This window comes from Nitrospirota bacterium, assembly GCA_004296885.1.
In the GTDB taxonomy this organism is placed as follows: Bacteria; Nitrospirota; Nitrospiria; order Nitrospirales; family Nitrospiraceae; genus SYGV01.
Window position 1 is genome coordinate 325,420 of the sequence record SCVN01000023.1, and the last position, 12,508, is coordinate 337,927.

Annotated in this window: 13 protein-coding genes and 1 tRNA gene; 8 read left to right on the forward strand and 6 right to left on the reverse strand. The window is 60.6% G+C overall.

The features are described from left to right. Positions 1-57: 57 nt before the first annotated feature. The 3 genes from proC (at position 58) to EPO61_14690 (ending at position 3,745) form a co-directional block, all read left to right on the forward strand. Positions 58-882: a pyrroline-5-carboxylate reductase gene (gene proC, locus EPO61_14680; GenBank protein TAJ07444.1), complete on the forward strand. Its 825-nt coding sequence runs from the start codon at positions 58-60 to the stop codon at positions 880-882. An 89-nt stretch (positions 883-971) separates the two neighbouring features. Then, positions 972-1,166 (forward strand): hypothetical protein, encoded by a 195-nt coding sequence (locus EPO61_14685; GenBank protein TAJ07208.1) that lies wholly within the window; start codon positions 972-974, stop codon positions 1,164-1,166. A 17-nt stretch (positions 1,167-1,183) separates the two neighbouring features. Then, positions 1,184-3,745 carry a right-handed parallel beta-helix repeat-containing protein gene (locus tag EPO61_14690; GenBank protein ID TAJ07209.1) on the forward strand — a complete coding sequence of 854 codons (2,562 nt, stop codon included), beginning with the start codon at positions 1,184-1,186 and terminating at the stop codon, positions 3,743-3,745. Positions 3,746-3,882: 137 nt separating this feature from the next. On the opposite strand, the gene EPO61_14695 is transcribed toward EPO61_14690, so the two are convergent. Beyond that, positions 3,883-5,535: an alpha-keto acid decarboxylase family protein gene (locus tag EPO61_14695; protein TAJ07210.1), complete on the reverse strand. Its 1,653-nt coding sequence runs from the start codon at positions 5,533-5,535 to the stop codon at positions 3,883-3,885. Positions 5,536-5,622: 87 nt separating this feature from the next. On the opposite strand from EPO61_14695, the gene EPO61_14700 reads away from it, so the two are divergent. Next, positions 5,623-7,617, forward strand: a complete 1,995-nt coding sequence (locus tag EPO61_14700) for an oligopeptide transporter, OPT family (protein ID TAJ07211.1) — start codon at positions 5,623-5,625, stop codon at positions 7,615-7,617. On the opposite strand, the gene EPO61_14705 is transcribed toward EPO61_14700, so the two are convergent. Next, positions 7,614-8,081: an XRE family transcriptional regulator gene (locus EPO61_14705; GenBank protein TAJ07445.1), complete on the reverse strand. Its 468-nt coding sequence runs from the start codon at positions 8,079-8,081 to the stop codon at positions 7,614-7,616. The two genes, EPO61_14700 and EPO61_14705, sit on opposite strands and share 4 nt — an antisense overlap. 88 nt (positions 8,082-8,169) lie before the next feature. On the opposite strand from EPO61_14705, the gene EPO61_14710 reads away from it, so the two are divergent. Beyond that, on the forward strand, positions 8,170-8,997 hold the full coding sequence (locus tag EPO61_14710) for an RNA methyltransferase (GenBank protein TAJ07212.1): 828 nt from the start codon (positions 8,170-8,172) through the stop codon (positions 8,995-8,997). A 67-nt stretch (positions 8,998-9,064) separates the two neighbouring features. On the opposite strand, the gene EPO61_14715 is transcribed toward EPO61_14710, so the two are convergent. Further along, positions 9,065-9,349, reverse strand: a complete 285-nt coding sequence (locus EPO61_14715; protein TAJ07213.1) for a DUF1232 domain-containing protein — start codon at positions 9,347-9,349, stop codon at positions 9,065-9,067. 373 nt (positions 9,350-9,722) lie between these two features. Here EPO61_14715 and EPO61_14720 point away from each other — a divergent pair, with 373 nt between their 5' ends. Genes EPO61_14720 through EPO61_14730 form a run of 3 tightly spaced genes read left to right on the forward strand, consistent with a single transcriptional unit; the run spans position 9,723 to position 11,522 of the window. Further along, entirely contained in the window at positions 9,723-10,409 is a 687-nt protein-coding gene (locus tag EPO61_14720) for a hypothetical protein (GenBank protein ID TAJ07214.1), read from the forward strand. A gap of 34 nt (positions 10,410-10,443) precedes the next feature. Beyond that, positions 10,444-10,833 (forward strand): cupin domain-containing protein, encoded by a 390-nt coding sequence (locus tag EPO61_14725; GenBank protein ID TAJ07215.1) that lies wholly within the window; start codon positions 10,444-10,446, stop codon positions 10,831-10,833. Between the two features lie 47 nt (positions 10,834-10,880). Continuing rightward, positions 10,881-11,522, forward strand: coding sequence for a hypothetical protein (locus tag EPO61_14730; GenBank protein TAJ07216.1), 642 nt, complete (start codon positions 10,881-10,883; stop codon positions 11,520-11,522). A gap of 147 nt (positions 11,523-11,669) precedes the next feature. Here the strand turns inward: EPO61_14730 and EPO61_14735 are convergent, their stop codons facing one another. The 3 genes from EPO61_14735 to EPO61_14745 form a co-directional block, all read right to left on the reverse strand. Further along, positions 11,670-11,903, reverse strand: a complete 234-nt coding sequence (locus EPO61_14735) for a DUF4926 domain-containing protein (GenBank protein TAJ07446.1) — start codon at positions 11,901-11,903, stop codon at positions 11,670-11,672. 8 nt (positions 11,904-11,911) lie between these two features. Continuing rightward, a complete protein-coding gene (locus EPO61_14740; GenBank protein TAJ07217.1) occupies positions 11,912-12,235 on the reverse strand; it encodes a hypothetical protein in 324 nt (107 codons plus the stop codon). 155 nt (positions 12,236-12,390) lie between these two features. Beyond that, a tRNA-Phe gene (locus EPO61_14745) sits at positions 12,391-12,466 on the reverse strand. Positions 12,467-12,508: the final 42 nt, after the last annotated feature.

Genomic DNA, 12,508 nt, shown 5'->3' on the forward strand with positions numbered 1-12,508 from the left:
CAAGCCCTCCGGGGGTTGCAAGTTGAAGGGGGAGAAGGCCGCCGGTATGATCGCGCCATGACCGTCAAGAAACAGATTGCCATCATCGGGGCGGGGAACATGGCGGAGGCTTTGGTGGCCGGCATGCTCAAGGCCGGCGTTGCCAAGCCGAAGCAGCTCTACGCCACAGACATCCTGCCGGAACGCCGTACCCAGCTTCAGAGCCGATACCAGGTCAAAACCGGGATAGACAATAGAGAAGCAGCCGCCTGGGGCGACGTGCTGATCCTGGCCGTCGAACCTCAAATTATTGATGAGGTCATACAGCTAACAGCTCAATCTATAAAGAAAGATTCCCTGGTGATTTCCGTTGCCGCAGGCTATCCGATCGGCAACCTGGCTCAACACCTTCCTCCCGGCGCAAGGATCATCAGGGCCATGCCGAACACCCCATCGAGCGTGGGTGCAGGGGTGACCGCACTCGCGCTGGGGCCAGGCGTGACCAAGGAGGATAGGGAAATGGCCGAGGCCATTTCCGGATCGGTCGGCACGGTCGTCACCATAGAAGAGCGGCTCATGGATGCCGTCACCGGCCTGAGCGGCAGCGGACCTGCCTATGCCTATCTGATCATCGAAGCCCTGGCGGACGGAGGGGTCAAGGCGGGACTGCCTCGCCAGACTGCGCAACTCCTGGCAGCCCAGACTGTGTTGGGGGCAGCGCGAATGGTCATCGAGAGTGGGGAGCATCCGGCCGTCTTGAAGGATCGAGTGGCCTCGCCGGGCGGCACGACCATCGCCGGCCTACACCAATTGGAAGAAGGCCGGTTACGCGCCACACTCATCAATGCGGTGGAGGCAGCGTGCAAGCGCTCGAAAGAGTTGGGAGCCGATCCCCGAGACTAGGGGGCAAAGAAGGCTTGCCCGCTCCGCCGCAATCCAGTAGACTGCCGCCCCATCAGCTTCTTCCCCTATTATTTGAGGAGTGTCTTCCTATGGTCTACTGGGTCAAAGTCGTGTTCACCGACAATCAGGAACTACTGGTCAAGGACGCGATCCGGCACACGATCAGCGAGGACATGGAAGTGCTGGAAGTGGATTCGGCCAAAGAAGTCATCATCATCCCCATGAAGCAGATCAAGTACATCGCCTGCGACGCCACGGTGTTCTCGACAAAACCGAAGACCTAGCTTCGACATGGAGCGGAATGTCACGGTTCGGCCATGCCACAACGTGCAATGCCGGCACAAGAGAATCCACGAAACCCGCTGAGAGTTCTCCTGCAAGGCCTTCCCTGATGACCCCTGACCATCCCGTTGCCGTCAGTCATGGCTCCATAGCCAAGAGAGGCACCCTGCTCCTCTGGGCCTGCATTCTCGTCGGCTGCGCCTCGTCCGGCGATGTGGAACGGCTTCGGATGGAACGGGAACAGGCCAAGGCCGCGATGAGCGCCGAATTGGGTCAGGAGCGCAAGCTGCTGACCGACATCGAACGGGACAGCGAAGCCCAACGCGCCTCCGCCGAAAAGTTGGCGAGTGCCCTGGGAGGATCACCGCAAAACCGGCCAGCCGCCGCGGACGCAAGCGCCTGCCTATCTTCCGGTACGGCCACCACATCGGTCGAATTCTGGATTGCTCCCCATGGCAATGACGCCAATCCGGGAACCCGGTCGGCGCCGTTTCTGACGTTGGAGCGGGCACGCGAGGCGGTCGCCCACGTTGAGAAGAAACGGTGGGAGGAAGGGGACGTCGTCGTCTTGCTTCAAGACGGCATCTATCGGATCGAGCGCCCCTTGCGACTCCGCAGCGATGATTCCGGCCGCAACGGGCATGATGTCGTATATCGTGCCGCGCCCGGCGCCCATCCGATTATTTCCGGCTCGGTCCAGGTCAAGGATTGGACCCTGCACGATCAAACGTTGAATGTCCATAAAGCCTTCGTGGGGCAGCGTCGGTCGCGTCAGTTATATGTGAACGGCCGGCGCGCGACCCGCGCTCGCACCGAACCCTTTCCGGCAGGATTCCGGCCCCTGCCGCTCCCTCCATCGGATGCCGACCAGAACAAGCCCTACCTCGTCGGCGGCGGGATATTGTTTGCCACGACCAACTTGAACCCAGAACGATGGCGGAATCCCATGACCTGGACGAATCCGCGCGAGGTCGAGGCGGTGGGCAAAGACCAATGGAGAATGGCGATCGTGCCGCTGGCATCCATCACAGGGGCCCAGGGAATCGGGACGATGACACTCCGCCAGCCGGCCTGGACGAATGCCAACATCACCACCACGCCCATCTGGAATTTCTGGCAAGTCGAGCGATTCGAGAATGCCTATGAGTTTCTGGATGAACCGGGAGAATGGTATCTGAATGCCGCCTCGGGCTGGCTGTACTACATCCCCCGTCCCGGCGAAGATCTGGCCAAAGCCGATGTGGAGCTGCCTGTGCAGGAAGTGCTCATCGAAGGGCAAGGGACGCCCGAGAATCCCATCTCCCATCTTCGCTTCGAGGGGCTGACCTTTGCCTATGCCACATGGATGGGACCGAGCGGCGACAACGGCTACGTTCCCGATCAGAGCGGGTTCATCCTCGAGGGCTCAGGCCACCGACCCAACAAGATCGGCCACAGCAAGAACGTCACGCGTACGCCGGGCAACCTGTCCTTTCTCTATGCCTCCCAGGTGACGTTTCGTCAGAACCGCTTCGAACACTTGGGGGCGGTGGCGCTTGACTTCAATACCGGGAGCAAGTGCAACAGGGTCCGGGACAACCTGTTCCAGGACATTTCGTCGGCCGCCATCCAGTTGGGCGGGGTGTCCGACATAGACCATGCCCCGCCGCCGCCGGAAGAGCCGCATCTCACGAGCGACAATGAGATCGTGAACAACGTCATTAAAGAAACCGGGCGGGACTTTGTGGATACGGCGGGTATTTTCGTCGGGTTTACCCGAAACACCCTCATTGAACACAACACTATCTCCGATGTGCCTTGGTCCGGCATTGCCATCGGGTGGGGCTGGGGTCTGCTCGACCAAAGCGGGTTCCCCGGAGTGCCTGGCGCAACCTGGCACCAGTGGGGCGACTATCCGCTGACGCCCAACAGCGGGAACAAGATCCGCTACAATTTTTTCGAACGCTTCCTCGGCGACCGCTGGGACGGCGGCGCGATTTACACGACCGGCCAGCAGGGCCATTCCCCGGAAGATCCGCTGCTGATCGAAGGCAATGTGGCGATCGGAAAACGTGCGGCAGGCGGAGGCAACACCTTCTATACGGACGGGGGCAGTCGCTACATTACACTCAAGAGCAACGTGTCGTTGAACAATCCCATCGGCCACATGGATTTCGGCCTCCCCCCAAGGCCCGGCGATCCCCTTCCTTATACGACGACATTTCCGGTGGCCAAGATCAACACCATCCCCTACGGAAGCGATAGCGGTGGCTGTGTCACCTATGGGGAGATTGTCTTCGAAGATAACTATTGGCTGGAAGGAACTATCCCGGCCAAGGAGCTGTTCATCGGATTGTCGGACTTGCTCCTCACTGGTTTCTTGTCGGACCTGCTGCACAAGGATGTGCTGTTCGACCCCTATTCCGCGCAGGGCTATTTCGACATTTGCCCCTATACGGATAAGGCCACCAAGATTTCCTATCCCACGCAGCTCACCTACATCAACAATCACATGATCAAGGGGCGGGGAGACGTGCCAAAGCAGATACTGGACCAGGCTGGGGCGCAGACCAAGCTGCTCGAACAGATCATGGAGAAGTGAGCGAGCCCGGATTTGACGGACATATATCGGAACGTGGCGTGGCATTACTTTCGGTCTTGCCCCAAGTATATCGCCTGCGACGCGACGGTGTTGTCCACCAAGAAATAGCCCGCGGATTGATCGCTTGAAGGTACGGGCTACTTCCCCGGCGAGAGCCGCTTGGCGAGGCGCTTGGCCAACCGCACCATGGCGGGAGACCGGTCGGCCTGATCCAGCACCACGTTCAGCACGTGCATCTGCTTCTTGTCGCGCAGGGCCGCCAGCAGCGCCTGGATCAGCTCGCCGTGCGTGGCCACCCGGTAGCCGACACCTCCACCCACCAGGTCGCAGACCTTTTCGTAGCGCCACTCGTTCACATCGTTGAAGGGCCCGTCCAATATCTCCCGTTCCGTTCCGTAGCCCCGGTTGTTGAGCACGATCACGATCGGCGCCTGGCCGTAACGGAAACAGGTGCTCAGCTCCGTGCCGGTCATCTGGAAGGCTCCGTCGCCCACGAGCACGATGGGGCGGAGCGACGGATCGGCAAACCCGACGCCCACCGAGGCGGGCACCGCAAACCCCATGGACGTATAGTAGGCGGGGGAGAGGAACTCCGCGCTCTTGTGGACGCGCAGATCCGCCCCGGCGAAGAGCGCCTCGCCGATATCGGCCACCACCAGCATCTTCTCATCTAGCACGCTCTCGAGTTGGTGAAACAATCCGCTGAGCATGACCTGGCTCCCGGCGGCCGGCGCCTCCTGCTTGCCGGGATCGCGGGAGGGCAAGCGGCGCGCATGGAAGGTCGGCATGGGCGCGGCGATCAAGGCCCGCACGAAGTCCTCGAAGTAGACCCCCTCGTACCGATGGTGCTTGATCGTGATCGCGTCGGCGGTCGCGTGGATCGCGCGGCCTTCGGCTAAAAACGGGGACTGGGCGCTCAGGTCCTCGATATCCGTCAGGATGGAGCCGAGCATCAGGAGACAGTCGGACCGGTCTACAAACTCCTGCACTTCGTCGCGTCCGATGAGCCCTCCGTAGACACCCACGAAAAGCGGATGGTCTTCCCGGATCACGGACTTGCCCAACAGGGTGGAGACGACCGGAATGTTCATCCGTTCGACCAGGCGCGACAGATCATCCTGGAGCCGGAAGCGATGTACCTCCGCGCCGACCAGCAGCACCGGCTTTTCCACCGCCGCGAGCATTTCGCGCACCTCGGCGACCGCCTCCGCCAGAGCCGCCTTGTCGCTCAACTGGCCGGCCTTCGCCGGCTGGCGCGACGGCCCCTCGATGGGGGCATGGACCAGGTCGCGCGGGATTTCGATGTAAACGGGGCGCTTGTAGCGGACCAACGCTGTCAGAGCCCGGTCGATCTCTCGTTCGGCCGTGAGCGGATCGTCCAGCACGACCGACGCGACGGTCACTTTTTCAAACACTTCCTTTTGCGTGGAGAAGTCGCGGACCATGTGGTGCAAGTAGGGATTGCGCACCCGCTCCGCTAGGCCGGGCGAGCCGGTGAGCAGGATCACGGGCGACCGTTCGGCATAGGCGCAGGCGATGGCATTGACGACGTTCAATCCGCCGACGCAGTAGGTGACGCAAACCGCGCCGATGCCCCTGATCCGTGCGTAGGCGTCCGCGGCAAATCCGGCGCAGTCCTCCCGCGTCATTCCCACCTGTGTGATGGGCGATTCTTCGATCAGTTTGTACAGGGTGAGCACATAGTCGCCGGGGACGCCGAAGATATGCTTCAGCCCCAGGTCATGCAACCGCTCCAGCAACACCGACCCGATGGTCCTCGTCTTCGCCATGTCCTCTCCTCGTTCTCTTGTGCCCCTCGTTCTCTTGTACCCCGTCTTCACCGCCAATGTCGAACCGATTGTACTATAATCGCCCGGATGAAGCCGATCGCGACCGGCCCACCTATCCAAACAAGCCCTCCGGATACGCCCGTGATTCCCCCAGGGACGGAACTGCCCGAGATCACGCTCAAAGGCATGGTCCTTTCGATCGTTCTGGCTGCGGTACTGGCCGGCGCCAACGCCTATCTGGGCCTCTTCGCAGGGATGACCGTGTCGGCTTCCATCCCGGCCGCCGTCCTGTCCATGGCCGTACTGCGGCTCTTCCGCCATTCCAACATTCTTGAAAACAACATCGTCCAGACAGCCGCCTCGTCCGGCGAAGCGCTGGCAGCCGGCGTCATCTTTACCATTCCCGCCCTCATCCTGATCGGCTACTGGACCAGCTTCGACTATTGGCAGACCGCCTCCATCGCGTTGGTCGGTGGCCTCCTGGGCGTCCTCTTCACGATCCCGCTCCGCCACGCCCTCATCGTCCAGGCGCGGCTGCGCTTCCCCGAAGGAGTGGCGACAGCCGAAGTGCTGAAAGTCGGGGCAGACGCCGAAGCCGGCTCGTCGGATGCAGGGGCGAGGCAGGGGGTGAAAACCCTGCTGACCGCCGCCTTGCTGGGCGGGGCCGTCAAGCTGGGGGAGAGCGGCCTGGGCCTCTGGGCCGAAGCCCTGGAAGGAGCCGCTAGGATCGGACGCTCCGTCGTCTATGCCGGCGTCAACCTCTCGCCCGCACTGCTGGCCGTGGGCTACATCATCGGCCTCAGGACCGCCGTCGTCGTCTGTTTCGGCGGAGTACTGGGCTGGCTGGTCTTGATGCCCCTGTACGGGCTGATGAACGGGCTGCCGAACGGGACCGACGCGCTGGCCCAGGCCAAGTCCGTGTGGAGCGGCCACATCCGCTACGTGGGAATCGGTGCCATGCTCGTCGGAGGGCTCTGGACCCTGGTGCAATTGCGCCGGCCGATCTACGACAGTCTGTTGACCGTGAGGCAGGCGTACCGAACGGCCGGTTCCGGCTCCGCCGTCCCGCGGACCGAACGCGATGCTTCGTTGCCTTGGATCGTCGGGCCCTTCCTCCTCGCGCTCATCCCCATGACCGTCATCTATGCACAGGTGGTCGGGCACATCGGCGTGGCGATCGGCATGACGCTCGTGATGGTCGTCGCCGCCTTTCTCTTTTCCTCCGTCGCCGCCTACATGGCCGGCCTCGTCGGCAGCTCCAGCAACCCCGTGTCCGGAGTCACCATCGCCACGATCATGCTGGCGGCCTTGCTGCTCGTGCTGGTCATGGGGCAGGGGAATCCGGCCGGTCCGGCCGCCACGCTCCTGATCGGCGCCGTCGTCTGTTGCGCCGCGGCCATGGGCGGAGACAATCTGCAAGACCTCAAGACCGGCCATCTGGTCGGCGCCACGCCCTGGAAGCAGCAGATCATGCAAGTGGTCGGCGTGGCCGTGGCCGCCTGCGTGATCGTGCCGGTCCTGGCGCTCCTGCAGGCCAAGTATGGGATCGGCGAAGTCACGGCAGTCCATCCGCATCCGCTCAGCGCCCCGCAGGCGACGCTTATGGCCAGTTTAGCGCGCGGGGTCTTTGGCGAGGGGCTGCCCTGGCCCATGGTGGGGCTGGGAGCCGGCATCGGAGTCGGCGTTATTGTGTTTGACCGGTGGCTGGATCGGCAGGGCTCGTCTTTTCGTGCGCCGGTGCTCGCCGTGGCGCTCGGGATTTACCTCCCGTTGAAACTGTCCGCCGCCATACTCATCGGAGGGCTGATTGCGGAGCTGGCCCATCGGATAGCGCCGCAAGGGAAGGGATCGGGCAACGGCGGGCTCCTGTTCGCCGCCGGGCTGGTGACCGGCGAAGCCTTGATGGGCATCCTGCTGGCCCTGCCCATCGCCCTCAGCAGCCTCTGGCCTTCGCTCGGCGCAGACCCGTTCAAGCTGTTCGCAACGCCGCCGCTCGGCGCCTGGCCTGGGCTGCTCGCGGTCGCAGGAGTGGGGTGGATGCTGTATCGAACGACGACGGGAAGCAGAAGCAAGCGGGCCTAGTCGCTGGGCGGTTCGAAATGACCGGACGGGCGCGACTGCCACGGGACGGTCGATTGCCGGGATTGCTTGACCAGACTGCGCAAACTGGCTTCGGCTGCGCGCACCAGCTTCGGCTCGCCACCCTGGAGCAGGGCCGTCAGCAGCACGTAGAGTTCGCGCTCCTCTTTACTGCCTTGCAGCACCCGCTCGGTGACCGGGTCCACCGATGTTTCGGAGGGAACGAACAACGGTTCCCCATCCGGGTCGGTGGTGAGTAGCGCCAACTGTTTGGGATCGCCATAGAGCCAGGGAACGGGAATACCTAGAGCCAGAGCCAGGGCTTCTAAGGTCGAGACAGGGGGGTCCAACTCGCCGCTTTCAATCGCCTCCAGCGACGAGGAGGGGAGGCCGGCCTTGTCGGCCAGCCCCGAGACGGACTGCCGTTTCGAGAGGCGCCAGGCTTGGATGGTCGGGCCGATCGGCATGAGCGGATGATAGCGAATCACCAGGCGGCACGCAACCGCTTGACAGGGTCATTCCATCCCGGTACTGCTGGTCCACAAAGGAGAGACCGTGCCTGCTTATTCCCCCAAACCGCTCTCAGCCGCCAAAGCCCAACTCATCCGCTCACTCGTGAAACAGAAGAAGGAGCGCGATCAGGAACGAGCCTTCGTGCTGGAAGGGGAGAAACCGATTCTTGAGTTGCTCGCATCCGACGCGATGGCCTTGCTGGCCCTGGTGATCGGAGAAACCAGGCTCGCACAAGCGGATGCAGGCGTGCAACAGATCCTGCGTCGCAAGTCTGTTCCGATTCACACCTGCCGCGACTCGGTCTTCGACAGCCTGTCGGACGTCACCAGTCCGTCCGGCATCCTGGCGGTGGTGCGGCAACCGGCCTGGGATCAGCAGGAGATTCTCAGTCGATCGTCGCTGCTGGGACTCTACGGCGAGACCTTGCAGGACCCGGCCAACGTCGGGACGATCGTCAGGACGGCGCTGGGGTTCGGCCTCGATGCCCTGTGGCTCTCGGCCGACTCGGCCGATGTCTTCAATCCCAAGGTCGTGAGGGCGACGGCCGGAGGCGTCCTGAAACTGCCGGTGCTGTATATAAAGGATGTGGCCAACTTGACGGGCCAGGGCTGCGCCCTCCTGGCCTCCGTGCCGGCCGGCAAGACCAGCCGCCCTATCACAGACCTTACGAACCTGCCGGAGCGATCGGTGCTCGCCTTCGGAAACGAAAGCCGTGGCCTGTCGGACGCCACGTTGCGACAGGCCACGGTCCGTTTCCATATTCCCGTCAGTCAAGCGATCGAATCCTTGAACGTCGCCGCCTCAGCAGCCATCGCTTCTTTCTACTTTCGCGCCCTATCCAAACAGAAGCAGCCAGCAGAACATCGGTAGTCGTTGGGGGGGTAATCGGGGACTGTCTGCTCTGGTTAAGAATCGTCTCGGAATGGGGCCAACGTCATCAGGCATCCAACACTTTCGCTCGGCAATCCTCTATCACTTCTTGGGGAATCATCTTCAACGCCACAATGACTAATGCCGGAAGAATGACCAGATCATCCAGGTAGCCGACAACCGGGATAAAGTCGGGAATGAGGTCGATGGGTGAGACGGCATAGGCGACAGCCAGGCCTAGCAGCCATTTTGCGAGCTTCGGCGTACGAGGATCTGCGAGAACCAGCCGATACACAACCAGCTCGGCCTTGATGGTCTTTCCTGCTGATCGCAGGCGGTCAACGATCGCCATGATGATTAAGGATACACGCCATGATTGCAGAATCCAAATGCGAGGGGAACGCGGGCGAGCACCGCAGGGCCGGGCACGGATTCGACAGAACCGGACCGGCCCGCGGGGGTTCGGGGGCGCAGCCCCCGCTTCACTTGTTACTAATGGTCAAAGTAGCACCAGCATATTGAAGAAGTTGTCACTCTGCCTCTGCATAACCCATGTATTTTGAACCTCTTACTACCCCTACTATTTTCTTGATAATCATGCCGTTCGAGCCCATCATCTTCGAAGTGGCATTGAACCAACGTTTACAGCAATCAAACTGAGGTGAGTTGTGTCGCATCCAAATCGAGTCGTGGCATGGGTAATAGCTATTGCCGGGTCGGTAACGATGGGGCTCTGGACTTCAGCCACGGCAGAAGAAACCCAGTTCGGAACTCCAAAGGGCACCGAAGGGACCAGAATTTTTAATGCCACCGAACATCCGTTTTACAGCGGCGAATTTCATCTCAAAGGTGAACGCACCACTTTGGTAGGCAGTCTGCATGATACGTCGCCATGGGATCATCTCGATTATGTGGGCAAACACTTGACCTCCGTGAAAGGGGCCATCGAGATTGACGTGAATGAAGTAACTAATACCGGGACAGTTGTGGCCGAGTTTGTGGAGGGCGCTGATCATTATCGGATTGTCTTCGACCGGTTTGCCGCCGCGCAGCCGTTCCAGGATGGCGGAATTGCAACGCGGATATACGAGCATGGTGACTCAGGTCATGGCGACCCTCTGTACCCCAAGACGTGGCTATACCTCGCTGGATGGGGTACCGCAACCATGTTCCAGAACGATCAGGTTCTCTATAAAGATTATCCGGCTCACTTCATGGTGATGGAGCGATCACGTGACCCGAAGACGCACGAAGTCCGCTATCCAGTCAAACGGACTCTTCCAGGTGGAGAAACTGACCCCGCCGGTATGGAGATTGATCTATGGGTTCGCTCAAAAGAGCAGAACCCCCAGAATTTCCCTCCCTACGAAACGTTTATTCATCTCTGCTGGGAAGAAGTCACCTGGCGGTAATCAGAGGGACACAGCCGCACCAAGGAGCCCACCGATGGAAAAAAAGAGTCTAGAGGTGATCAAAGAATTTTCACCGCGCGGTTTTGTGAGACGGCGGGTGTGGCAGTCGGCTCAGCTCCACTGCAACATTTACTGCTTTGAACCTGGCCAGCAAAACAGCCTCCATCGTCATCCTGGGGCCAATGAGGTTGTCTTCTGTTGGGAAGGTGAAGGAGTGATTGTGGTCGGAGGCGAGCGCTCTTCGATAAAGGCCGGCGAAACGGTACTCGTGCCCACGGATGTTCCGCATGGTTACCTGAACACCAGTCGAGACCGCCGCATGATCATTACGGTCGTCCAGTGCCCGCTTCCCGTGGAGCATGTACCAGTTGAGTCTGGAGATCTGATGGCCCCGCTCAATTCATTGAGCAGGGCACGTCCATGAGAAGCATACATTCTTGCCGGACATGGAGCATTCGACTGTTCGCAGTCTTGGCCCTGACGTGTGGAGGAACATCGGGGGCGGCCACCTCAGCGGCTGCTCCGGATGAGCAGCCTCGCCTCTGGACGTTCGACGCCGATGCCGCGGGCACGTTACCTGACGACTTTTTTGTCGGGACGTTATTTGATGGGCGACCAGCTGGTGAGTGGAAGGTTATTTCGACAAGCAATGCGCCAAGCCCGCCACATGTGCTTGGGCAACTTACGGGCAAGGGGTCAGAGCATGCGTATAAAGTGGTTCTGATCAATGGAACCACGTCTTCCGATGCGGATATAGAGGTCTCCTTGCTGCCGGTGGATGGAAAAGCTGACATGGGGGGCGGCCTCATCTGGCGTGCGGCAGACGATCGCAACTACTACCTGGTCCGAGCGAATCCCTTAGAGCAGAATATTCGAATTTATCGGGTTGCGAAAGGCGTCAGGCAGATGATCAAGAATTTCGACCAGATTATCGATGTCCGAAGGTGGCACGCGCTTCGCGTTAAAATGAGAGGCTGTGCGGTGCAAATCTTCTTTGACCAGGAGCAGGTCTTTGACCTTTGTGATGAGACTTTCAAACAAGGGCGTATTGGTCTGTGGACAAAATCTGACGCGGTGACGCACTTCGATAACCTCCGCCTACAGCGGCTATAGGGTCTTGGGCTTATTGTGTCCTCGCCGGTGGTAACGCGAGCGGGCCTTATCGGGATGTAGCAGGGGGCGCGAGACTCCCCCCTTTGCGTTTCTGAACCAGGGGGTATGAGCTTTGAGTTGGGAAGGATGCCAGGAAGAAACTACGTGCTACAGTGCACGAGCGGAGAGTACTTCGTCTTGGCGGAGTGCTTCGAGGGCAGAAGCAGGCACGGCAATCACGGCCAGTGTGCCACCGACGGCATTGAGCACCTCCACGGAATACCCCTCTGTCCCATCGGGAGCCACGTGGTAGTCGACTAACTTGACGATGTCTCCGCGCTTGAGCCGGTGTTCCGGCACATCCCGTGCCAACGCAACATCAGTATAGAGCTCGAATTCCATCATGCTCCTCACTTGCCTGGGATGAGTGTAACGAACTTCGTGATCCCGAGCAAGTGTTCGGTCATCCAGATGGTGCGAACCGAGAGCGTCACCCCGTTTGGGCCGGTCAGCTTACCGCGAATTTCGTAGTATTGCCCGAACTTGTTAGATCCCAGCGCTGTCGCATCCAACGGCAGGATCTGGCTCCGCAGATCCCGGAGCAATTGTTCGGCGTTATCCCTGGCATATCCAGCTCCCGCGAGAAATGCTGATTTGTCGCCGCGCGCCTGGGGCACAAGCAAATAGCGGGTAAGCTTGTCCATGGCAATCAAGGCATCCGCTGGAAGCTTCAGGGGAATCTAAGTTACTGGAGGAAAGGTACCACTCCGCCGCGAGTTGATCGAACGCGGCGGATCACACGAAGTGCGGATTTGAGGAGAAACGCTACTGACTGGAGGTGTTCTCCGCCGCGCACATCACGAGCGCGTCGGTACACGCAAGCGAGGGATGGTGCCGAGGGACAGAATCGAACTGTCGACACCAGCCTTTTCAGGGCTGTGCTCTACCAACTGAGCTACCTCGGCACGGGCGCCACCATAACAAGCGGCCTTTCTCACTGTCAAGCC

Coding starts and splice junctions, on each gene's coding strand:
- proC (TAJ07444.1), top strand. CDS start 58: ATGACCGTCAAGAAACAGATTGCCATCATCGGGGCGGGGAACATGGCG.
- EPO61_14685 (TAJ07208.1), top strand. CDS start 972: ATGGTCTACTGGGTCAAAGTCGTGTTCACCGACAATCAGGAACTACTG.
- EPO61_14690 (TAJ07209.1), top strand. CDS start 1,184: ATGTCACGGTTCGGCCATGCCACAACGTGCAATGCCGGCACAAGAGAA.
- EPO61_14695 (TAJ07210.1), bottom strand. CDS start 5,535: ATGGCGAAGACGAGGACCATCGGGTCGGTGTTGCTGGAGCGGTTGCAT.
- EPO61_14700 (TAJ07211.1), top strand. CDS start 5,623: ATGAAGCCGATCGCGACCGGCCCACCTATCCAAACAAGCCCTCCGGAT.
- EPO61_14705 (TAJ07445.1), bottom strand. CDS start 8,081: ATGCCGATCGGCCCGACCATCCAAGCCTGGCGCCTCTCGAAACGGCAG.
- EPO61_14715 (TAJ07213.1), bottom strand. CDS start 9,349: ATGGCGATCGTTGACCGCCTGCGATCAGCAGGAAAGACCATCAAGGCC.
- EPO61_14720 (TAJ07214.1), top strand. CDS start 9,723: ATGGGGCTCTGGACTTCAGCCACGGCAGAAGAAACCCAGTTCGGAACT.
- EPO61_14725 (TAJ07215.1), top strand. CDS start 10,444: ATGGAAAAAAAGAGTCTAGAGGTGATCAAAGAATTTTCACCGCGCGGT.
- EPO61_14735 (TAJ07446.1), bottom strand. CDS start 11,903: ATGGAATTCGAGCTCTATACTGATGTTGCGTTGGCACGGGATGTGCCG.